General features: G+C 65.6%; 29 protein-coding genes. All 29 read right to left on the minus strand.

Features of this window, described 5'->3' with window-relative positions; translation table 11 throughout:
- On the minus strand, positions 1-396 hold the full coding sequence (locus tag F813_RS0110790; protein WP_017926566.1) for a TIGR03757 family integrating conjugative element protein: 396 nt from the start codon (positions 394-396) through the stop codon (positions 1-3).
- Complete coding sequence (locus F813_RS0110795; RefSeq protein ID WP_017926567.1) at positions 393-818, minus strand: hypothetical protein; 426 nt, start codon at positions 816-818, stop codon at positions 393-395. Before F813_RS0110795 ends, F813_RS0110790 begins: the two co-directional genes overlap by 4 nt.
- On the minus strand, positions 815-3559 hold the full coding sequence (locus F813_RS0110800) for a conjugative transfer ATPase (protein WP_017926568.1): 2745 nt from the start codon (positions 3557-3559) through the stop codon (positions 815-817). The genes F813_RS0110795 and F813_RS0110800 overlap by 4 nt, the downstream gene beginning before the upstream one ends.
- Positions 3559-3978 (minus strand): TIGR03751 family conjugal transfer lipoprotein, encoded by a 420-nt coding sequence (locus tag F813_RS0110805; protein ID WP_155987714.1) that lies wholly within the window; start codon positions 3976-3978, stop codon positions 3559-3561. Before F813_RS0110805 ends, F813_RS0110800 begins: the two co-directional genes overlap by 1 nt.
- On the minus strand, positions 3935-5341 hold the full coding sequence (locus tag F813_RS0110810) for a TIGR03752 family integrating conjugative element protein (protein WP_017926570.1): 1407 nt from the start codon (positions 5339-5341) through the stop codon (positions 3935-3937). Before F813_RS0110810 ends, F813_RS0110805 begins: the two co-directional genes overlap by 44 nt.
- Positions 5326-6108 (minus strand): TIGR03749 family integrating conjugative element protein, encoded by a 783-nt coding sequence (locus tag F813_RS0110815; RefSeq protein ID WP_017926571.1) that lies wholly within the window; start codon positions 6106-6108, stop codon positions 5326-5328. The genes F813_RS0110810 and F813_RS0110815 overlap by 16 nt, the downstream gene beginning before the upstream one ends.
- Positions 6108-6734 carry a PFL_4703 family integrating conjugative element protein gene (locus F813_RS0110820; protein ID WP_017926572.1) on the minus strand — a complete coding sequence of 209 codons (627 nt, stop codon included), beginning with the start codon at positions 6732-6734 and terminating at the stop codon, positions 6108-6110. The genes F813_RS0110815 and F813_RS0110820 overlap by 1 nt, the downstream gene beginning before the upstream one ends.
- A complete protein-coding gene (locus tag F813_RS0110825; RefSeq protein ID WP_017926573.1) occupies positions 6731-7063 on the minus strand; it encodes a TIGR03750 family conjugal transfer protein in 333 nt (110 codons plus the stop codon). Before F813_RS0110825 ends, F813_RS0110820 begins: the two co-directional genes overlap by 4 nt.
- Before the next feature lie 33 nt (positions 7064-7096).
- Positions 7097-7468, minus strand: coding sequence for a TIGR03745 family integrating conjugative element membrane protein (locus F813_RS0110830; protein ID WP_017926574.1), 372 nt, complete (start codon positions 7466-7468; stop codon positions 7097-7099).
- 12 nt (positions 7469-7480) lie between these two features.
- Complete coding sequence (locus F813_RS0110835; RefSeq protein ID WP_017926575.1) at positions 7481-7714, minus strand: TIGR03758 family integrating conjugative element protein; 234 nt, start codon at positions 7712-7714, stop codon at positions 7481-7483.
- Positions 7711-8013 (minus strand): RAQPRD family integrative conjugative element protein, encoded by a 303-nt coding sequence (locus F813_RS0110840; protein ID WP_038032979.1) that lies wholly within the window; start codon positions 8011-8013, stop codon positions 7711-7713. The genes F813_RS0110835 and F813_RS0110840 overlap by 4 nt, the downstream gene beginning before the upstream one ends.
- A 309-nt stretch (positions 8014-8322) precedes the next feature.
- Entirely contained in the window at positions 8323-9066 is a 744-nt protein-coding gene (locus F813_RS0110845; RefSeq protein WP_017926577.1) for a TIGR03747 family integrating conjugative element membrane protein, read from the minus strand.
- The gene (gene traD, locus F813_RS0110850; protein WP_017926578.1) at positions 9066-11147 is read right to left on the minus strand and encodes a type IV conjugative transfer system coupling protein TraD; all 2082 of its coding nucleotides are present in this window, start codon (positions 11145-11147) and stop codon (positions 9066-9068) included. The genes F813_RS0110845 and traD overlap by 1 nt, the downstream gene beginning before the upstream one ends.
- Positions 11144-11656: a PFL_4695 family integrating conjugative element protein gene (locus F813_RS0110855; protein ID WP_017926579.1), complete on the minus strand. Its 513-nt coding sequence runs from the start codon at positions 11654-11656 to the stop codon at positions 11144-11146. The genes traD and F813_RS0110855 overlap by 4 nt, the downstream gene beginning before the upstream one ends.
- Positions 11657-11670: 14 nt before the next feature.
- Complete coding sequence (locus F813_RS14165; RefSeq protein WP_081601313.1) at positions 11671-12183, minus strand: transglycosylase SLT domain-containing protein; 513 nt, start codon at positions 12181-12183, stop codon at positions 11671-11673.
- The gene (locus tag F813_RS0110865; RefSeq protein ID WP_017926581.1) at positions 12150-12920 is read right to left on the minus strand and encodes a TIGR03759 family integrating conjugative element protein; all 771 of its coding nucleotides are present in this window, start codon (positions 12918-12920) and stop codon (positions 12150-12152) included. Before F813_RS0110865 ends, F813_RS14165 begins: the two co-directional genes overlap by 34 nt.
- Positions 12917-13156 carry a hypothetical protein gene (locus F813_RS0110870; protein WP_017926582.1) on the minus strand — a complete coding sequence of 80 codons (240 nt, stop codon included), beginning with the start codon at positions 13154-13156 and terminating at the stop codon, positions 12917-12919. The genes F813_RS0110865 and F813_RS0110870 overlap by 4 nt, the downstream gene beginning before the upstream one ends.
- Before the next feature lie 15 nt (positions 13157-13171).
- Entirely contained in the window at positions 13172-13879 is a 708-nt protein-coding gene (locus F813_RS0110875) for a hypothetical protein (protein ID WP_017926583.1), read from the minus strand.
- Positions 13876-14580 carry a hypothetical protein gene (locus F813_RS0110880; RefSeq protein WP_017926584.1) on the minus strand — a complete coding sequence of 235 codons (705 nt, stop codon included), beginning with the start codon at positions 14578-14580 and terminating at the stop codon, positions 13876-13878. Before F813_RS0110880 ends, F813_RS0110875 begins: the two co-directional genes overlap by 4 nt.
- Positions 14581-15536: 956 nt before the next feature.
- On the minus strand, positions 15537-15992 hold the full coding sequence (locus F813_RS0110885) for a hypothetical protein (protein WP_017926585.1): 456 nt from the start codon (positions 15990-15992) through the stop codon (positions 15537-15539).
- Between the two features lie 251 nt (positions 15993-16243).
- A complete protein-coding gene (locus F813_RS0110890) occupies positions 16244-16618 on the minus strand; it encodes a DUF1640 domain-containing protein (protein WP_017926586.1) in 375 nt (124 codons plus the stop codon).
- Positions 16619-16883: 265 nt separating this feature from the next.
- A complete protein-coding gene (locus tag F813_RS0110895) occupies positions 16884-17612 on the minus strand; it encodes a hypothetical protein (RefSeq protein ID WP_017926587.1) in 729 nt (242 codons plus the stop codon).
- A 449-nt stretch (positions 17613-18061) separates the two neighbouring features.
- Positions 18062-18322, minus strand: a complete 261-nt coding sequence (locus F813_RS0110900) for a hypothetical protein (protein ID WP_017926588.1) — start codon at positions 18320-18322, stop codon at positions 18062-18064.
- A gap of 74 nt (positions 18323-18396) precedes the next feature.
- Entirely contained in the window at positions 18397-18819 is a 423-nt protein-coding gene (locus tag F813_RS0110905) for an antirestriction protein (protein ID WP_017926589.1), read from the minus strand.
- A gap of 105 nt (positions 18820-18924) precedes the next feature.
- Positions 18925-19260 carry a hypothetical protein gene (locus F813_RS0110910; RefSeq protein WP_017926590.1) on the minus strand — a complete coding sequence of 112 codons (336 nt, stop codon included), beginning with the start codon at positions 19258-19260 and terminating at the stop codon, positions 18925-18927.
- Positions 19261-19465: 205 nt separating this feature from the next.
- Positions 19466-19750, minus strand: coding sequence for a hypothetical protein (locus F813_RS0110915; protein ID WP_017926591.1), 285 nt, complete (start codon positions 19748-19750; stop codon positions 19466-19468).
- The gene (locus F813_RS0110920; RefSeq protein WP_017926592.1) at positions 19747-20688 is read right to left on the minus strand and encodes an ArdC family protein; all 942 of its coding nucleotides are present in this window, start codon (positions 20686-20688) and stop codon (positions 19747-19749) included. The genes F813_RS0110915 and F813_RS0110920 overlap by 4 nt, the downstream gene beginning before the upstream one ends.
- A gap of 236 nt (positions 20689-20924) precedes the next feature.
- The gene (locus F813_RS0110925) at positions 20925-21119 is read right to left on the minus strand and encodes a hypothetical protein (RefSeq protein WP_017926593.1); all 195 of its coding nucleotides are present in this window, start codon (positions 21117-21119) and stop codon (positions 20925-20927) included.
- A gap of 155 nt (positions 21120-21274) precedes the next feature.
- Positions 21275-21544, minus strand: coding sequence for a hypothetical protein (locus tag F813_RS0110930; protein WP_155995130.1), 270 nt, complete (start codon positions 21542-21544; stop codon positions 21275-21277).
- Positions 21545-21573: the final 29 nt, after the last annotated feature.

Here is a 21573-nt window from a genome sequence, read left to right on the forward strand (position 1 = left end):
TCATGGCCGCCACCGTTCATACTCGCGCAGGCCGCGCGCGAGGTCCGTCGTGCCATACACCACGGCCTGGCCGTCGAAGACGATGGCCGGTACTTGTTCAATGTTCAGGCGATAGGCGCGCAGCAGCGGCTCGTAGGCGGCTTCGAGATCCCGATGCGCCCGGGCGTCCAGGCGCTCCTGGGCGATCGCGGCCGCGGCCTCGGGATCGGCTGGAAGCCCCTGACTCAGGGCCTCCGTTGCCCGGTCCACGGCGTCCACATGATGGATCTCGACGGGGATCCCCCGGCGGTCGGCCGGCGTGGTGGATACGGTCGTACCGGTGGTCACGAAGACCTCGATCTGCCCCGGGTCGGCACTGGCGGGGCCGATCCCCACCAGGAGTAGAACGGCCATCATTCGTCGCATGAGCGGCCTCCTGCGCTGGATTTCGAGGGAAGTTGCAGCTGTGCCCGGAAGCGCCGTTGGGGTTCGTTCAGCATGCGCTCGCACACCCGGCCTTCTGCCTCAGCCAGACGGATCGCCAGATCCCGAAGCGGACCCTTGAGCGTCTCGGCCTGCTCGAACTCGCGGGCCAGTGTCACGGGCGAATGCCCGTGCAGTGTCAGCTCCATCAGTACGCCGTCGCGTTGGGCATCGGTGAGCCAACCGCCCTTGTGGATCAGCTGGCCCTCGCCCTGCAGCGGGAGGGTGTGGATCTCCAGGTGCTCCGGGATGCCGTCGTGGCCGGGCATCAGGAACAGGCCCTTGCGACCCCCGGCGACCAACAGCCATTCGGTCCAGGCGAAGTCGGAGGCCCAAAGGGTGTGTTGATTGATCACGGCGCGTCTCCTCCGATCCGGCGCGCGACTTCTTCGGCGGCTTCGACTTCCGAGCACCCCAGCTCGTCCATGATCTTTCGGCGCTCCGATTTCTCGTGCTTTTCGGTCATCGCCAGGGCCAGGGCGATCGGGGGTGGGACGTTGCGGAACAGCGTTTCCACCTGGTCGGCCAGGACCACGCCCTCGACGTACTTGCCGGGTTCCTTGCGGGCTCCGAGCAGCAGGCTCTTCTGTTCGCTGGTGAGGTCCTTGAAGCGGGCGATCTGTTCGATCTCCTCCTTCGGCATCACCAGGCACATCCACCACTCCATCATGTTGAGCATCTTCCGGGACGCATCCGGGAAGTCCTCCAGGTTCTGCGTAGCGATCCAGAACCAGGCCCCGAGCTTTCGCCACATCTTCGTGATCTTGACGACGTAGGGCGCAAGCAACGGATTGGTCGTGATCATGTGCCCCTCGTCGGTGAGCACGAGGGTCGGGCGTTCGGAGTGCTGGTGTTGCTCGACCAGGTCGTTGATATGGTTCATCAGGCCGACGTAGGCCACCGTGAGCTGATCCTCGTAGCCCTCGCGCGCCATGATCCCCATATCAACGATCGTCACGTCGGCCTCCGGCCAGCGCTCGCCGGCCCGGTTGAAGACCTTGCCGGCGAACCCGTGACAGAACACCTCCATCGACTGCGCCATTTCGCTGACGCGCTTGCGGCGTTCGGGGGAATCTTCCTCCTTCGCGACCTCGTGCAACCCGGCGACCACGTCCTCGGTCAGGACCTGTTCGCGCCCCGCCGCGCGGACGTTCTTGGCGGCACGGAGGATGCCGTTGGCGATGGCCGTGTTGTCCGGGCGGCGCATGTGCGCCTCCTCGCGAGGATCACCCCCGGTGATCATAATCTTCGCCGCGATCTGCATTTCGCCGAGCAGGTCGCGTCCCTCCTCGATGTCGTCCTCCTCGTCTTCCTCGTCGGGGTCGTCTTCCTCGATCTTCCTGTCCACCTTGGGGTCGTCCAGGAGCTGGGTCGCCGCCGCGAACGGCGGCAGGCTGACCCGCTCCTTGGGGTTCAGGGAGACCTGATTGACCGAGACGCCCCGGTGGTCCAGGTACTGTCCCAGCAGACCGAACGAGTTGCCGGCCTCGATGATGAAGATCCGGGGCCGGTAGACCGCCACCATCTGGAGGATCAGATAGGTGAGCAGGGCGGATTTGCCGGCCCCGGTGGGACCGAGAATCAGCGCGTGGGCGTTCTTCTTCCGGTCCGAGGGATGCAGCGGATCGAACATCAGGGGCTCGGCCCCCCGGTTGTAGAACAGAAAACCGGCATGGTCCGTTCCCTTCGTGCGGCCGTAGAGGGGGAGCAGGGCGGCGAGGTGGTCCGCGTACACGTAGCGACTCCGGCGTGTGACGCGCTCCAGGGCCGGGTCATAGGCCATCGGCAACGCTCGCAGATAGGTATCCAGCGGGAGCAGCTCGGCCTCTCGGGTGATGATCTGCAGACCGTTCGCCACCAGACGCGAGGCCAGCTCGTTGCGCCGGCGCACCAGCTGCGTGTCGTCCTCCGCGCGGATGTAGAACGCGATTTGGGTGGGGTAGAGCTTGTTGCCGCGCGCGAGTTCTTCCTGCGCGGTCTCCACCTCCTCCAGTGCCAGCCGGGATTCGATGTTGTCCCCACGGGAAGCGGCGTGGATCTGCCCGATATGGTTGGAGACCTGGTCCTGTGGCTGGATGGTGATCGTGACCGAGAGGATCGTGCCTTCGGGGGCACGGTCGAACAGCGCATAGATGTTCTCGCCGGCCTGACGTTCCGCCGTGAAATGCCCGGTCTTGGGGGCTTGCCGCAGACTCTGGACGTTCAGGACCGCATGCGGCATCCCGTCGAAGCGCCAGACGCCGGCCTCGGCATCCGACACCGGCATCGAGTAGGTGAACAGCTCAGCCAGGTCGCGACCGAACGGGAGATCCTCGTCCCCCGGATAGGGGGCGACGTTCAGCAGCTTCTCCGGATCGCCATCGGCGACCTCGGGACGCGGGTTGAACCACGGGACGAGCCACTCATACAGGTCCTGCGCCTTGCAGCGCTTCACGCCGACTCCAACAGCCTCCAGGGAGGTTGCCCATTGGGCCGCCACCTGGTTGAGGGTCTCCTCGGGAGACAGATCGCCCGAGACCGAGCGGCGGTACAGGCAGGCGCGCACGCGCCGTTTCTGCCCGCGCCACGCGCCGCCGGTGACCTGCTGATCGACGAAGAGACCGCCCTCCTGCGAGATCCGGTGCAGATGGTCGTCCACCTCCGCGAGGTAGGCGTCCCGAAACGGATTGTCTTCGGACCGCTCGCGGGAGTAGGACCGGATATGGTCGGTGACCCCGCCCAGCGCGGGATCGTCCTGCACGAACACCTGCAGCACCCACGGTGACCCGTCCACTTCGGGAACCGAATCGGTCAACGCGCCCTGGATCTGCTGGCGCAGGTCCTCCATGTACTCGGGCGTGCGCGCCTCGGAGCTGGCCGGGATCAGCTCGAACAGCGCACCAACGCTGTTGCGGTCTTCCAGGAGGAACACCTGAGTCGCCGGATCGTAGTCCGTCCATGGCAGCAGGTCCGTGAACGAGTTGGGCCGGCGGTAAAGGTCCTTGACCTCGGCCTGCGTCACCGGACGCGACCCACCCAGGTTCGGGTCGGGCCCCTGATTCTCGTCTTCATCCCTTGCCGAACGGCCGGGGAGGAGCGAGGTGAGCATTTTCAGCATCATCGGGCTCCCGCCTCTCCGGGGAGTGCATAGTGGTGGCGGTCGTACATCGGGAACGACGTCGAATACCCGGGCACGGGAACCTCGTCGCGACCGGCCAGGTGCGGGTAGACGAACATCACGAGCGTCGGATTCGGGACCCGACTGAAACGGGTCTCGATTTCGTCGTGGGCGGATCGGGTGTAGCCCGCGAGATCCGCTGTCCCGTCCTGGACGTCTCGGCCGATCGGCTGTTGCAGCGCCTGACGCGCGGCATCGACATCGGTGCGCCCCATGGACTCGAAGTGTCCTTCGTACACCTCGTCCATTGTGGGGCCGTCCTTCGGGATCACCTTGTCCGCCGAAGTGGAGGCGCAGCCGGCGGTCAGGACCGCACTAATCAAGAGTGCGATGGGTAGAGCGGCGCTCGAACGCTTCATGGGAGACCCTTCTGCCTTCAAGTTCATAATCGATCCTCAGTTCCCGGTCGAGGTGGACGGCGACCGTCTCGCCGGCGGGGGCGAAGACCGCGTCGAAGTGGCTTTCCTGGCGCTCCCGCAGCCACTGCGCGACTTCGCGGGCGGCACCGGAAGCCGCGCGGCCGGCGATGAACTCCCCGGTGTCGCCGGTGACGATGTTCTGCGTGAAGCCCTCCTGCCCGACGATCTGCGTGGTCTGCGCAGCGGCGGCTGCGTCCGCAGCGGCCTGTGCCGTCACGATGCCGGTAGCCTGTGCCAGGTAGGCCGGCGCATTGGAAATGCGATCGCCCGCAATGCAGGGAACGCCCTGTTCGTTGGAGATCCAGCCGAGAGAGTCCCCGGAATCCCCATCGGGATCCGGCAGGGTGCGAACGGTGCCGTCCTGAAAGACGAAGGTGACCGACTCCACCGAGCCCCGGACACAGGACAGCGTCCAGTCGCCCATCGCGGTCCCGGAGAAGATCATCCCTTCGATATTGGGGATCTCGATGTCGTTGGCGGCCAGGTTGCGCTCGCCCACGATCACCTTGAACGGCACCGGATCCTCGACCGTCCCGCCGTGCGGTACGCGGCCGATCAAGGCCGTCATCGCGGTTGACCCCATCAGGGTCGAATTGCGCGGCACCGTGTACCGGGGATCTTCCTCCGGCGTATCCGTGCCGGTGGCGCGGGCCGCCGTGTCGCGCGCGCGTTCCACCCCGGCGGCGCCGCGCTCGCGGATGGTGCCGGCCGCGGAACGGCCGCGATCGAGAAGGCCGCCCCCTTCTTCCTCGGGGTCGTAGCCCACGGGATTCGTCCAACGCAGGGTCTCGGCGGATTCGGGTTCTGCGGTGCGGGTGCGGTCCCGAATAACCGGGGCCTCGTCCTCCCGGATACCCAGGCCGATCGGGATGTCGCTCCCGGGCACCAGGTCGGGATCCTCTTCTTCGCGCTGCTCCAGCTGCTGGCCCATGTCCTGTACGCGGGAGCTGAGTTGATCCATGCGCCCGAGGAGCCCCTCCAGGTGGCTTTGGCGTTCCGGATCCGGCTCCTGCCGCGCTTCCTCGGCCAGCTGTTCGCGCATCCGCTGGTTGTCCTCGCGCAGTTCCCGCAGCTGTCGGCGCGTCTCGCGCTGCTCGGCCGTCAGGGTGCGGATGGTGTCGGTGGCCGTGTCCGCGTCCGGTTGCGCCGCCGCCTGCCGCTGGTCCAGCGAGTCCGGCGCCTCGGCCGTCGGCTCGGTGCCGCAGGAGCGCAGCATCACCAGGATCATCAATGCGCCAACGGCCAGGCCGATGATCGGCAGAAGTCGATTGCCCTTGGTGGAAACCATCAGCGCACCCCCCAAAAGCTCTCTTCAAAGGGGCGGTCGGACACCACATACACAGCGGTCGTGTCGGCTTCGTGGCCGGCCGGGTGCAGCCGTGCATGCTGAAAGGTGGCCGTCAGCCAGTCGCCCCGCAGGTCTCGGGGGTCGAGCATGACCGGGGACTCCGTGGCGTTGCGCAGCTTGACGGCGGTGACGTACCAGCGCCCGCCGCGCCAGGCCGCGAGCGGTTCGGCGGTGACGGCCGCACCCCGGACCAGCCGAACCGGCTCCTGGTTCAGTGAAACCTGGCGCACGCCGGGCATCTGCGGAGCAAGCCGGCTGGGGCCGTACAGGGATTGGGCCGCGAAGCGTGTCAGCGCCACGTAGTCCAGGTTTTGGTGGTCGGGTTCGGCGTCGGGGACGTCCGTCGCGTGGTCCCGCCGACTCCCCGGTCGATGAATGACGACCTCATTGGCGCGGGCGCCGTCTTCGGCCGAAAGGTCGAGCATGAACGTCGCCCCGGATTCGACATCGGAAATGACGGCGCGGGCGGGGCCGAACGAGGATTGCGCCTTGAGATAGACGATCCCGTCGTTCGAGAACACGCGGACCTGGTCATCGATGTGGGGTGGAAGCCCCACGCGGACGTGCCCTGCAGGGAAGCGGATCAGCCGCTCCTGCCCCACGGGCAGGGTGACCTGGACGGGCGCTCCGTCCCACGTAATGCGGTCGGGGCTGTCGCCGGCGGTGGCCGACACCGGCCCCGCGAGGGCCGCGATAAGGGCAATGGCGAGGATCGGGCGCATTACTGCTCCTCCTCCGGGTCGATGCGATAGGGATCTTGGACGAAGCCCGCGAGGGCGAGTCCCCAGGGGTTCGATTCAGGGTCGATGTCGTAGGCGACCACCCGCAGGGGGTAGCGGATGAAGACCTGCTTGACGCGCTCGCCGTCGATGCGCTCCTCGACCTCCACGTCCAGCCATACGGTCCACGTCCCGTCCCCCGTGGCCTGCACGCGGTCCGGGGTGTAGCGCAGGCCGTCGATCTCCCGGATGAACCGGCTGCGATCCCGCAGCTCACCGCGCCGTTCGCGCTGTTCTCGGTCCGCTTCGAGGGTTTGCTGAAACCGTGGCGTCAGGAACGCCTGCAGCGACCACAGGTTGTCCGGGTAGTCCGCACGCCCGTCCTCGGGCCAGCGATGGACCTGCTGCCAGATGTAGAACGCGAAGGTGTACACCGACGCGGGATGCACCTCTCCGGCTTCCAGAACCCCGCCGGTCCGAAGATCCGGGGGGATGTGCACGGTCAGGCGGTCGGGGGCCTGCTGCCATCCAAACCACAGGCCGAGGGCCACGACTGCCATGACGGCAATGACGCCCCGGAGGGTGTTGATGTGCGATCGGGCGCTGTCGAGTTCCTTGCGGTATCTCACGAACGTCTCCCCAGGTCCCAGGTCCCGCTGCGCAGCGTCACCGGGACCTTGCGCAGGCCGCTCCGGTGAAGGGCGAGCATGGCGCGTTGTTGGTAGTAGCCGGTGGGGCGGCCCCGCTTGATCTTCTGGAAGATCGTGGCGGTGATGAATACGGTCCCCAGCACGGCGACCGCCGCGAATCCGACGCCCATCATCGGAGCGCCGACCACGAAACCGAGCAGGATCCCGACGGGTAGCCAGCCGATCACGGCGAGCACGAGAATGGCGAGCAGCTCACTGGAGGAGCAGCCGCGAAAGATGGGCGGCTCCTCGTTGAGCCGTTCGGCCATTCGGTTTTCGAGTCCGGGTGTCGCCACGCGGCATTACTCCATGATCGAAATGGCCTGATTGACGAAGAAGCTCAGGACGAGGAGCACCACGGCACCCACCACGCCAAGCAGACCCACCTCGCCCCATTCGGCCTTGCCTTGGCGGGCCTCATTGAACTTGGTCAGCGCGGTCCAGGACACCCACAGGAAGGAGGCGACGGCGATCAGCGTGCCGAGGACGATCGCCCCCTCGAAGATGTAGCCGCGCATGAGGTCGATCCAGTTGCCATCCTCGAACCCTCCGTCGGGCTCAGGTGCCGTCGGCAGGTTCTGCGCCCAGGCGGGCGTGGAGTGGAGGGCGACCACGACTCCAGTCATGAGGATGTGGCGGGCGCGGGCCCATTGGCGTTTGCAGGTATTGAGCATCGGAAAGTCCTCCTATGGACGGATGAAATAACCCACGAGCATCACCACCACGGCAGCTCGAATGGCGACCCACAACAGGTCGAACATCGGTATTTCGCGGTCACTCCAGGCGCGGAACTGGCCCATCACGACCCACATGAGCCAGATCAGGTAGGTGACCGCGACAATCGCCGCGATCGCGAGCCCGAGATCGGCGCCACTCGCGCCGGCCCACTGCTCGAACTGACTGGAGGCGTCGCCACTCACCGGCGGTAATCACCGCTGAGTGGCTCGACCCGGCGCGGTTGGGCGCGCGGTGCCCGGAGGTGCTCCTCGATGCCGGCCTGCACCCGCTCCAGATCGTGGCGCAGCCAGTCGTACTGGAAGCGGATCCGTGCGTCGGGGTCGGCATGGGCTTCGGCCTGATCGACCAGCGCGTGCAGGGCCTGGATCTCGTGCGCGAGTCGGCTCAGGCTCTCGCGTTCCGCATCGCGGTCGGCCAGGGCCGCCGGTGTGAGGGTGATCATCACCACGCCCGTAGCGAGCGCGACTAGGGTCCTGTGCATGGCGTGTGACTCCGAGGCGTTAGCGTGAGACACAGTCTTCTGATTCCCGGCCGTGGCGACTACGAAAAATCCTCAAACCATTCGCGAGGGTTTTTCCGGCGCCCGGGTTGAGCCCCTGCGCCGTGCGATTCGAGCCTTCGGAAAGGGCGGGTTTGGCGAGGGTGAAACGCGGGTGGGCCGAGCGGATCCCATCGCAAGCCCGAGCGGGAGTGCGGCGTCGAACGTCGGTGGTAAGGGGTTTGGCGTCCGGCCGTCCGGGGGTGGAGAAACGCGGTGCGCTCGTGACACTCGCAGCGGCGGGTGGGGTTCTCAGAGGTACTTCTTGAAGCTCGAAGCGGTAATGGCGATGGTGATCGCATTGAGCAGGGCGAACGGGAGAATGACCCAATTCGGGTGGACCGAAAACGGCAGCGCGAGGTAGACCACCCAGGCCATGGCGATCGAGGGCGCCATCAGGCGTTTCGCGTGGTGATAGACGAACGACGATTCGCGGCCGCCTCCCCAGCGGCGCAGATCGCGCTGCACGAGTCCATCGACCATGGCCACCATGGCGAAGAGGACGAACACCGGCATGGCGAGGGTCAGCACCCCCAGGCGGAGGGCGAAGACCTGCGTGATCGCCATACCGGCCAGGACATAGGGCTCGATGGACTGATAGCCGTTGCGCAGGGAGTGCACCATCCGGCCATCCTCGGGGTGCGCGGGAATCGACAGCCACTCCACGAGCGAGTGGATCCCCGTGTACTCAAATAGGAAGCGATAGGACACCTCCGCGAAGCTGCGCGCGTAGCTCCCCGGATCCGCGGTCAACATGGACTGGCGAAAATCCTCGTTGAGGTAGCCGATCTCGCGTTCGAGCATCTGCTGGCTGTGCTGGATGCCCTGGTCCGGCCAGATCCAGGTCATGCCGACCCATTCCGCCACCAGGGAAAAAAGCAACGCCGCGAGCAGCCACAGGACGACCTGCCCCGCGAGGTTCAGCGTGCGCCCGATCAGCCCCGGCTCGCGCTGCTGCGCGGGGTGTTTCGATGCCTGTCGGTTCGCGCTCGCCATCAGGCGGATTCCTGCGGAGCGACCGGCATGGCGGTGTCCTGCCACCAATGCTCGGCGGTGGTGTAATCGCGCTGCATGCGCTCGGCGATGTCGGCGAGCGATCCGGGCATCACCGGATCCGCTTTACTGTCCGGGAGCGGCATGCGGATCTTCCAGAGCTGTCCCCCCTCGATCAGGGCGAACGCCTGACCCTTGGGCAGGGTGACGATGTCGGACGGCGTGAGCAGCGGGACCTCGGTTACCGTGATGCGGTCTTCGTTGCGGCTGGAGAAGTGCTGGTCGGATTCGGGATCGGCCGAATCGTTGGTGCCGGATACCTGCATGAGCGTGTTGATCTCGACCTGCGGAAGTTGCTCCGTGAGCATTTCGGCCGTCTCGTACTCCTTCACCCGCAGCATGACCAGCGTGTTGAAGTTACCGGCCACCTGGCCGGCCTTGGGCTTGGATCCGATCCGGGCCTCGACGTCGGACCAGGTCTGCGTATAGGCCGTGACCTGGAATCCCGCTCCACCGGCCTTGTTCAGCAGGGGGATGAACTCGTCGCCGATCAGCTCGTTGAACTCGTCGGCATGCACGTTGACGGTCGGTAGCCCCGACCGACCACCATCCGGTAACCCGTCGTCCTGCCCATGCTTGTACAGCTGGCCCGCGACGGAGCAGAGATCCGCGAACATCGAGTTGCCCACGGCCGCCGCCACGTCCGCATCCGAGAGCGCGTCGAGGCCCACGTAGACGATGCCGCCGGTGCGGATGATCTCCCGCCAGGAGAAGATCGGGCGCGGATCGTCGGTGTCGAGATAATCGGGGGCGATCAGCTCCGCCGTCTTGCCGGTGGTCAGCTTTTCCATCAGGGGGAGCAGCGAGGCCACGATCTTGTCGAAGTAGGTCTTGTCGTACTCGAACGCGCTGCGCAGGCCATCGGCCACCGGGTCGAACAGTCCCTGCTCCTTGGCGTAGAGCATCAGGGCAACGGCTCGCCGGTCCCGGCCCTGCAGGTTGCGCGGTAGGTGGCGTTCATTGGTGTTGGCCTCGCGCCGCTCCACTTCCTCTTTCCAGCCTTCGGGGGCCACGCCGGGGAGCCAGTGCTCGTAGTACTCGATCAGCAGCGGCTCGATGTAGGTGATGTGCCGGAGGATCTGTTGGTAATCCGGACGTCGGCCCAGCGCCACGATCGCCTGAGAAACGATGTTCACGAACCGCCACGCGAACTCCTTGAAGGCGGCGCTGTTGCCTTCGCTCGGGAGCTGGTTCGAGACACGGGTGGCGACCTCGGTGATCCGACTGAACGACCCGACGGCGTTGTAGCGAGCGGAGTGGTCCGGGTAACCGAGGTGAAACATATAGAACTGGTCTTCGCGCCCCGCGCGGCGGGCCTCGGCATACATGCGCTTGAGCAGCTCGGCATCCCCCTTGGGGTCAATGACGATGGTGACGTCGCCGCGTCGGATGTCCTGAGTGATCAGGACTTCGGCCAGCCGCGTCTTGCCCACTCGGGTCGCACCCAGGACGAGGGTGTGCCCCACGCGCTCACCGAGATCCGTCCAGGCATCTTCCTCGTCCGGCTCAACGGCGTGCAGCGCGGGTTTCCCACCCACGGGAGGCAGAGGGGCCAGGGGGTTCCACCAGGATCGCTTCCCGAGTGCGCGCGCAATGCCGCGCAGCCCGGGCGTGGACTCCCACTGGACCTCCTTGCGGCGGGCCCAGCGGTACAGGGGGCCGGGATCCACGTAATGCTGGACCTCCGGCCGGATCGTGTCCCGCAGGCGCTGCGTGTGCTTCTGCGTCCAGCGAAACCCCCGTCCGAGGTAGAGCTTCCGGCGCGAGACGGGGATCTGTTTCGCGCTCATGTAGAACTCGGGCAGCTGTCGGAGGTGGCGGTGATACCGGACGATTCGCCACCCCTGCCGCGCTCGGTGTACGGCCAGGGCCCCGAGCATTGCCGCCGCGACCCAGGCGATCGAGGGGGTCATCATCAGGGCCCAGGGCGCGGCGACCGCGATGACGGCGGCGGCGCCGGCCACAAAGGCGGAGTAGAACTCGACCGGCGGCCGTAGCAGGGCCTCGACGGGCAGCTGGCTCACTGTTCGATTCCCTCGCGCGAGATCAGGACCGGGTAGACGTCGAGCTGCAACCGCTCGGCGAGATCATCGCCGTGCGAGAGTTGGACCGGGATCCCGTGCGCGGTGTCGCGCACCCGTTCGAGGTCCTCGGGGGTGTCCGCCTGAACGAGCATGCACACGGCCCCCGCCTGCATGAGCGCGACCCGGTGGTGTTCCAGCCAGGCGAGCGATTGCGAGTCCGATCCCACCAGGCAGAGCGGGCGCGGCATATTTCGGAGTGTCTCGCGCACATGCGCCGGCGGCTGCCCCTGCAACGGTGCCACGCGCAAGCGGGACGGCTCGATGGGCAGCATGCGCTCGGCCGCGTCGTTCAACGGGGGGAGCGCGGCCGTATTGCGAGGTGTCGGCTCCTCGGCGCCCTCCAGCCGCTCCAGGTACGGGCCTGCCGGTTGGCCTTCGCCGGTATCGAGGATCACCTCCAGGGCCTGCGCAGAGGCAGAGACGAAGAGAAGGGGCAGCAGGGCGGCCATAAGGGGTTTCGGAATCACGGCAGAGCCTCCAGATGGTGTTGGACGCGGGCTCGGTGGCGGGCGGCGTTGGTGGTGTTCGAGGGCGCGTGATAGAGGCCGCTGGCTTCCAGCCAGTGGCCACTGCGTTCGTACTGCTCGCGCAGGATGGCGGCACCGATGCGGAGGTTGCGATAGGGGTCGAGGGCCCGCGCCGGGTCCTGAAGGCGCTCCTCGTGCCAGTGCCAGTTGACCTGCATGAGCCCTATATCGATGTTCCGCTTCCCGGCCGCGAGGTGGCTTTCCAGCGCGTCCAGCGCCTCCTGGTACGTTCGGTATCGCTCCGGCCGCCCACCTACGTTGAGGGTCCAGGGCCACGGCCGCGCCGCACCCGTGGACAGCCGTGCGCCGGACTCGGCGGCGGCGAGGGCGTACAGGACATCGGCCGGAACACCCTCGGCCTGAGCGACACGGTGATAGCCTTCAGGAACGCCCGCTGCCGCCTGGGTCGCGAGCGTTAGGGCAAGACCGGCTGCCAGCGCTGCCCGGATTGCCGCAACAGCGAGGGCGTGTCGTGATCGGCCAGCGTGCCGTCGTCGTGATTGAGGGTGATACGACCGGCTCGCACCAGATCGATCGGGACCGCGTTCTCCGCCGCCCATCGGCGCACCTCCTGATCCGCATCGGTATCCGTCAGAAAGACGTCCAGCCGCCATTGGGCCCCGTCCTGCAAGCGCTCCACGGCGCGTTCCAGGATGTCCCCGCAGCGGTTGCAGTCGCGGGCGGCGACCAGGACCACGCGATCATCCGCACCGAGGTCGTCCAGGGTGGAGGTCCTCGGCTCACTCATGCGGGGTGTGGCACCCGTCGCGGAGCCGGACCGGTCACGCGGCTCGATCAGCACCCTGTCCGGGTAGAGGCGATCCCACGCGGCATCGTAGGCATGCTGGAAGGCCAGTTCTCCGGTGACGCGATCCCGCTCCTGCTCCACGGCCAGCTCGGCGTAGTACCGACGTTCGCGCTCGGTCTCTGCATGAATCCCCAGGACCCATATCGGGTCCAGATCCGGCGACCAGAGCCCCCGTGGACCCTCCATGATGGCGTCGTAGCGTTCCCACTCGGCGTCGGAGAGATCCCAATGCTGTGTTCGGGCCGGTGCCGTTTCGACGCCTTCGGACGCTCGGGCCTCGGCGCGGGTCGCGTCGGACTCGACCGAACTGGCCTGAACGGTGCCGGACAGTCCGGCCGTCACCAGCAACGCGATCACGGAGTAGCGAGGCCGGGTCATGGGCGCCCCCGCATGCAGGGGCGCCCATCAATGAAATAGACCCGCTGTTCCCATTTGGACGAAAGATCGGCTTCGACCCGGGTTCGCTCGGCGACCTGGTCAAGGCAGGTCGGCGGCGGCTCGGGAATCGCGACGGGCTCGACGGGGGGCGGCTCGGGTGCCACCTCGGGTTCCGGATCGTGCGTGGCCGCGATGACGCCGACCCCAATCAACAGCAAAACGACAGCTCCACCCATGATGATCTCCTGCTCCTACTCGTCGTGGATGGCGAGGGCGTGCATGAACCCGCGTGGGTGCCGAAGGACCGCGACACCTGCATCCGGATCGAGGCTTTCCAGCGTCCATTGCCCGTAGCGCCCGCCCACGCGGATACGCTCGCGGCCACTCGCGCCTTCCAGGATGGCGAAGTGGCGAGCCCCCCAGTGTTCGATACCCGTCAGGGTGGCGTTCGGTTCCGGCGTTTCAGGCGTTTCCTCCAGGCGGGCGACGCGGCGCTGCGTGGCGCTCAGATCGCCCCTCAGCGCCTCGATGGGCTCCAGGGTCTCCGAGGACTCCACCTCGGCACGGAGATCCATCAGTTCACCCTGCAGAGCTTCCAGTCGGTCGGTCACGGCCTGATCGGGGCCCTGGTTGTCGAGCGCGGACTCCAGCCCGTCGAGCTTGTCGCGGAAGTCGCGTTGCTCGGAGCGCAGCTCACGCAGCTCCTCGTCCTGACTGGCGACCCGCGCCTCCAGGGAGGCGAGCAGCATTTCCTGTTCGTTGAAGTCCGCTCCATCTGCCTCCGCGACCGGTTCGGCCGGCACGGGCTCGGGTTCCTCGGTTTCGGCCCCTCCGCCGCCGATGAACATCAGGAGCAACCCCGTTACGACGGCGAGGCCGACGACCGGCCCCGCGATCTTGAGCCAGCGCGGGATGGGCTGAGGCGCTGGACGATGGTCCGACTTCTCGTTCGTGCTCATTGATCACCTCGCAGAATCGACCGGGCGCGGGACGGGGCATACCGGGCGGCCACCTCGTCGCTGGGGATCTCCAGTTCGGCGCCGGTGCGGAGCTGATTCGGGTTCGGCGCATTGGCCGGGAAGAACGCGTGCGGGTTGGCCTCGAACAGCGCGGCGGCCATGCGCGTCGGCTGCTCCGGCGAAATCGCCTCGGCGATGGAACCGAGGGTCTCGCCGCGCTGAACCGGACCATACAGGCGGGCTGTTGGGGGCTGTGGCGCGAGCACGTCGCGCACGGTGTCGGCTTTGATCGCGTGACCTCGCGCCCGTGCGGACTCGGCATAAGGCGCACGCGGCTCGTAGGAGATTTCCCGCATGGCGGGATCGACGACCAGGCGCCAGGTGGGGCCGGCGAGGGTGGTCAGCGCATTCTCAAGGCTCAGGGGCCCCAGCTCTCGATGCACCTCGGGAAGCGGTCGGGTCAGGAGCACCCGCATGGCCGGGTCCGCCTTGGCCGGGTCCTCCAGTCGATACCCGCTGTGTGTCAGGAGGTAGGTGAGCGCGGAGCCGACGTGCCGGACGTCCGACGGGAAATCCATCTGGACCGTGACCTGCAGGGGCTGCACCTGCTCGGGTGCGGGCGCATCGGTGGCGGTGAGGTATCGACCCACCTGAATGTCACTGGCCGCAGCGGTTCCCCAGGAGGTGAACGCCAGCGCCACAAGGAGTGCGGGTAACCGTGTTCGCATGTCTTGCCTCGCCTGCTTGGAATAAAGACCCGCGCCAAAGGAGGCGCGGGCACCAGCCCTAAGGGGTATGGGCTGCCCGCCGCCAAGGCAGCGGACGTCGCCAATTCTCCGGGTCCCGCGTGTGGCGACTACGAAAAATCCTGAAGCGAGCGCGAAGGGTTTTTGCGTTATCCACAAAAACTGGGGATAACTGCATGGGAAAGAGAGGGAAGAAAGCGAGGGAACAAGGACTTGCCAGGCGTGGGCAAAACGTAACCAGCCACCCCGGTTGGGTCGGGGGTGGCTGATCCGCGAGTTGACTTCGATTGAGGTGCTTCAGGACCGGGCGCGTCGATTGTGCGAGGGCCCGGTCGAGTGGGAGGTTTCCCCAGGGCGGAGCGATCTCACCCTCCTGCAAGTAGCGAGTCGTATTCCGGCGATCCATGGTTTTGGGGGGATGGATCTATCTCGAATGGCGCGGCAGTACCGCACAAAGGGACCCACGCTGCATCTGGCGGTGGGCGGCCAGTGATTTTGATCACGGAGACCAAGGTCTCCCCACGGCGGACGCATTTCACCCGCCGTGGGGAGACCTCCCTAAACCATTCGAGAAGAACTCGTGCCGGGCCCGGAGGGCCCAACGAGTTGACTTGTGAACCTCCACCGAGGCTCGGTATTGATCGACTGACCCGAGCCAGGGACAAAATTGGATCAGCCGACAGCGCCGCGCCGCAAAGGGGAAAATACGGCGCCCCCACTCTCGGCGCGTAGGGGCTTTTGCCGACGGGCGTCGGCAAGGGGCCTGATACGCTCAGGCGGGCGGTGTAATACGCATTCAACCGCAAGGGCCCATTCCGGGCAATCCTCCAGACTGCAAATGCTGAATCTCCGCCGTCATTCCCGAGGGTCGCGGTCGGCTCTCGGGAATGACGGCCCGAAGGCCGTCAAGATTAGATCCAGCGGAAGACGTGCTGCAGTCGCTCCCCGTCGTCGCACGGAAGTTCGACCACGTCCGCGCGCGCATTGCTCCACGTAGTTCCGCCGAGTGCCTTCGCTTCCTTCCGTAGCGTCCTCAGTCTCCCGAGAGCGTCCGGAGCAGGAAGCGTGGCGACGTAGTCGCCCACCAGGGGTGAGCCCTCGTCGGACACCCGCAGGGTGCGGTATTCCGGCGAAGGAAGCGATGCCGCCGCGATCCGGGGGAAATCGATCATCCCTAAAACCGCGTTGGCGGCCTCCGCTCGGCTCAGTCGTGGTAGGCCCTCGGCATCACAGTCCATGTCGAGAAACACCCCATTGGGGTCATTCCAGGCGGCCCAGGCAAGCAGTTCCGCGCGTGTGCCGACCTCCAGGAGTCGCTTCTGGTACAGCGGGTCGCGATACAGCTCCGCGAGTTCATAGGTGTGCATGTGTCTGTCTCCTGCATGGAGGGGACAGACCGCCCCTACGGGGATCGGTTGTCCCCGTGGTGGGTGAAGTGAGTGGATCGACCGGCGAAGCCGGCGCACCCCTGCCCGATCCGGGGGTGCTTTCAGGGGCCTGATACGCTCAGGCGGGCGGTAAAGCCGTCATTCCCCAGGGTCGCGTGCGGCCCTGGGGAATGACGCCCCCGAAGGGGCGTCGTTTTAAGGAATGGGACTCCCCGGAGACGGTCCGGTGGTCACATCAACTGCAGCATGGCGAACATGGAGGCCAGGATCGCGCCGGTTTGAATGAGCAGGGCCCGGTACATTTCGGCACGGGTCACGAACGCCTTTAGGTCCTCCTTGGAGGCCATACGCGACTCGATCGAATCGATCCTCGATCCGATCTCCCGGAGGTCCCCCTTGGAGGCCATACGGGCTTCCAGTTCTCGGAGGTCCTCCTTCGTGGCCATCTGCTCGCGAAGGAGCCGGAAATCCTCCTTCGTGGCCACCCTCGATTCCATGAGCTCCAGCATCGCCTGCGCTTGCACTTCCGCCTGCTCCTCCGATACACCGGCGGAGCGGAGCTTCTTGACGTAGGCATGGGTGTCGAACGCAATCATGCTTTCCATTATAGCGGTCTCCTCAGAGTGTCGGGACAGACCGCCCCACGGGGAGCGGTGTCCCCGTGGTGGGTGAAGTAAATGGACCGACCGGCGGTGCCGGGCCCCGCCTCCCGGTCCGGAGGGGCTTTAAGGGTGCCTGATACGCTCAGGCGGGCGGTAAAGCCGTCATTCCCCAGGGCCGCGCGCGACCCTGGGGAATGACGGCCCGAAGGCCGTCAGGGTAGATGCTGCGAACAACATTCGATGCTCGCGGCTCATGGCAATGTGACCACTAGGCCACTTCGAGCTGGTCATGCGGATCCATGGACACGACGATTTGGGCGTTCTCCCATCCGTCCGGCCAGTGATCGGCCATGCCGTTTTGCCGGTAGTCCTCGCCGAACGCATCGGAGAAAAAGCCCCAGCAGGAATCCACCTCGACCCCGTTCTCATAGACGACGTATCCGTACACCTCGCCCTGCAGGTATTGGTCGTAAGTGGCGACCTCGGCCTCCAGGATCGAGCGGATTCGCGCCTCCCGTCTCGGGCTCAGACGCTTCCACCCGAACGCGCGGCGGGCGTCTTCGCGGGTCACGTAGATCCACCCGACCTGACCGCTATCCCATGGACAGCTGAATGGTCGGGTGGACATCGTGACCCCCGAGTGGTCATAGAGGTAAAGCGGCACCATGATCATGTATCGATCGAGGATCGCATCCACCTTCTCTTGTTGGAACTGGATCACCTGTTGGCTGTGCTCGTGCAGCCGCTTCTCCAGGCGAGGCTCGGTGGAGTCCAGACGGTCCCACAGTCGGTCGGCGAAACGCTCGACCTGATCTTCAATGGAGGGGTTGAACTCGCATGCCACCTGCAGCGCCCACTCGCGGGGGCTGTCTGCCGGCTGTTCGTCTCCCAGTTCATAGCGGCTGTGCCAGCACACCATGTTACCGAGGAGGTTGTCGCAGTCTTCGCGTGGGTTGAAGGGGTCCGTGTCGGGGACGATGTGAATCAGCATGGACATGGTCAGTCTCCTGCATGGAGGGGACAGACCGCCCCCACGGGGAGCGGTGTCCCCGTGGTGGGTTGAGAGCCGTCAGGCCGCGCGGGCGGACGAGACGGATAGGAGCCGAATGGATCCGTTGGGTTGAATACCGATGCGGTATCGAGTGCCAGAGCGACACAGCTCGAATCGTCCCCGGGAAATCGGTTTCAGATCGGCAATGCGCGCATGAGCAATCGTTTTGATCAGCATAGGTCTATCTCCTGCATGGAGGGGACAGACCGCCCCCACGGGGGACGGTGTCCCCGTGGTGGGTAAAAGATATGGACCGACCGGCTTGGTGCCGACGCACCCCTGCCCGATCCGGGGGGTGCTTTCAGGGGCCTGATACGCTCAGGCGGGCGGTAAAGCCGTCATTCCCCAGGGCCGCGCGCGACCCTCGGGAATGACGCCCCCGAAGGGGCGTGTGGTCAAGCGGCTTGCTTGCCGGTCGCAACCGCCAAAGCCAGCGATTCGATCGGCTCGATTTCGGCGAGAAACGCCAGGTGTTCGAGTGCCTGAGCACGCAGGGCACCGGGCGACGTGTCCATCGGCTCCAGTGCGTGCGAGTTGAGCAGGAATACGCCCGGGCCATGGCACACCATGATCCGGGTCGCGTCCGAGCCAAGGGCGTACAGCCCTCGGTCCATGGGGATCAGGTCCCCAAGAATGGAGTGATGTTGAGATTCCACGGTCAGTCTCCTGTATAGAGGGGCGACCGCCCCCAAAGGGGCCGTCGCCCTTTTGGGGAATGGAATGCCGTTGGCTAGTCGATCGCGCGAAGGATCTCACCGGACTCGTCGTGGTCCAGCGCGTAATCCCTCAACCAGTGGTACAGGTTGACGTGCCGATCTTCGCGAAAGCGCCAGGCCATCGCGTTGAAGGCGAACAGGCAGGCAATGATGCCCGCCGCATCCGGGCTCACCTCGCCTTCATAGCCGTTCCCGGGCACGACGACGTGCAGGTTCCGGTCCTGCTCGGGGGCCATGTAAAAGCCTCCATTGGAAAGTTCGTAGAACTCCCAAAAGCCGCCTCTGTAGGAATCCACGAGGGCGCCGAGCGTATCGAACACGCAATTTTCAAAGGTCAGGGCATGTGCCCCGAGGTATCTCGGCAGGATCTGGATCCGTTCGAGGTCCGGGACGCGGTTACGGTGAATCGACAGATCGATTTCAGTGCAAGAAGTCATGGTCTATCTCCTAGATGAAGGGGACAGACCGCCCCCACGGGGGACGGTGTCCCCGTGGTGGGTAAAAGGAAGTGAGCGCGCAGATCGCGTCTGCCGCCCGGGGCGTTAGCCGTACCGGATCCGGTGGAACACCTGGAGTTCTTCCTCCACGGAAAACCCCTTGAGGTGGTAACTCCGGATCTCCTGATCCCCGGTCTCGAAATCGATCTCGGGTTCAGTGGAGAACCACAGGTCGATGCCGGTTGGGGGATCACTGGAGGGGTGAACAGCTCCCTTGCGATTGAGGAACTCCACGGCCGCTTCGACCGCCGACCGGTCCTCGGGATCTTCGGGGTCCATTCGGACGCCCTCGGAATCGATCCATCCCCGCTGTGAGGGTTCGCCAAGTTCCAGATCGACGGGCTTCCATCGCTCGAACGTGATCTTGATACGCGCAGTCATGGTCTGTCTCCGAGTGTTGGGGACAGACCGCCCCCACGAGGGACGGTGTCCCCGTGGTGGGTGAAGTGAATGGATCGACCGGCGAGCCGGCGCACCCCTGCCCGATCCGGGGGTGCTTTCAGGGGCCTGATACGCTCAGGCGGGCGGTAAAGCCGTCATTCCCCAGGGCCGCGCGCGACCCTCGGGAATGACGGCCCGAAGGCCGTCAGGGTTGAGAGTGGATTTCAAGCCTCACCCAACGGGCGAGACGCTCGGCTCCGCCGGAGATCCAGTGGTCGATCTCCGTTCCGGAACGCATGTCGAACGCCAGTACGCGCAGCGCAGCGACCTGAAGGTCCGGATCGATTACCCGGAGTCGGGTAAGGTCGAACGGAAATTCCTGGCCGTTGAAGAGACCGAGCAGAAAGAGACGGACGTGCCGTCCCTGTCCCGTCGGTGACTCCGCCGCGTCGGCGAGCTGGTTCAGGGCTTCCAGGGTGGCGGGATTCATCCCGCCTCCTCGGACTGCACCTCGGCCTCCGGCCGCAGGTGTTCAGCGGCTTTCCGGGCTTGGCTTGCGGCCCGGAAAATGGCCCGCTTGTCCTCCTTGAGCTTCCGGACCCAGGAGCCGATATAGCCCTCGTGGCGAAGATCCCCCTGGATACCGATCTCGGCACACAGGAAGGCAGCGCCCAACTCGGCGACCAGCTCCTCGAACGCATAGCGTTCGGACCCGAAGTGATCAAACTCCACGATCCCCTCGCGCGCGAGGCGGGACTCGTGCCCCGTCCAGTGCGTGAGTTCGTGGAGTGCCGTGGCGTAATAACCGGCCTCTTCCCGAAACGACGCTTTCGGGGGCAACTGGATGTAATCCAGCTCGGGCGAATAGAACGCCCGGTCGCCCCCGTGTCGGATCAGAGCCCCGGAGGACTCCAGCACCGATTCCGCGGCCTCGATGGGCGTGAAGCTCGGTTCCGGGGCGTCCCCGGTGGGACCCACGCGATACCGGTCCTCCAGATCATCGATCTGGTCCACGTTGAAGAGCTTGAAGGCCCGAAGGATCGGCACGGTTTTCATTACCGGCTCGCCCTTCTCGTCCGTCACCGGCTTGCCATCGCGGTCGGTTTTCTGCCGCTGGATTGGCTTGAAAAACACGGCCAGCGTGCTTTTCTCGCCCTTGCGCACCGATCCGCCGGCATCCTTCGCCTGCTTGAAGGTCATCCACCGACTGGTGGAATACCCGTGTGCCACCTCCCGCATCCACAGGAGCATGACGTTGACCCCGTGGTAGGGGCGATTGGTCGCGGCATTGACGGGCATTCCACTCGCCAGCGCCGCCTTGTCGCCATCCCAGGGTTTGACCCAGGGCACGACACCGTTTTCCAGGGCCGTAACGATCTGATCGGTCACTTCCTGGTACAGGTCCTTGGAGGCTTCTTTCTTGGACATGGTCTGTCTCCTGCGCATGAAAATGGGGACAGACCGATCCCCGTGGGATCCGACTGCCCCACGGGGGTTGAAATGGTATGTTGACCGTTCGCACCCGAGCAGCGAGGCGCCGGTGATGAAGGTCATTGAAGGTCAACGTTCCACCCTGGAACAGGCGCTGACACGCGCCTTGTTCAGGGGCGAAACCGAGCGGTTCGAGCAGATCAACGATCAACTCAAACCGCGCGCGGTAAAGCTCAGTGCGATTGCGACTTCAGATCGAGACGTGCCAGCAGCTCCTCGTCGATTAGACGAAGCGCAAGATTGATGTCGGCACGTCCCTCCCGAGTGCTCACCTGAGCGTTCAACGCTTGCTGACGCCGATCCAGGATCTCCTGTTCGGTCGCCGCTTCCAGCCAGGCGATAAACGCCTTGATGGTTTCCTTGTCCATCGATGCTCTCCTGTCTGTGAACGGAGAGCGCCCCACAGGGGAGTGCTCTCCCCGTGGTGGGTGAAGGAATGGATCGACCGGCGAAGCCGGCGCACCCCTGCCCGATCCGGGGGTGCTTTCAGGGGCCTGATACGCTCAGGCGGGCGGTAAAGCCGTCATTCCGCGAAGAGACCGTCACGTCGGCGGTTGCGCCAGACATCGCGCGCCGCGCGTGCTGCGGCGGCGCGCGTTTCTTCGTTGGGCTGATGTGGCAACAACCGAGCGTTCTCCCGGTTGAAAACCAAGGACCCGTCCTCGCCCTTGACCCACGACTCAGGATCGACAAGCCAGTAGTCACAGTCGAAATCGTTGTGCCCGTAGACGCAGAGTTCCGCGATCACGATTGTTCCATCGTCTTGGTGTATCTCCAATGTACTCAATGCCATTGGTTTGCTCCTATCGTTCAGGGTGAAGT

This window comes from Thioalkalivibrio sp. HL-Eb18, from assembly GCF_000364985.1.
Taxonomy (GTDB): Bacteria; Pseudomonadota; Gammaproteobacteria; order Ectothiorhodospirales; family Ectothiorhodospiraceae; genus Thioalkalivibrio.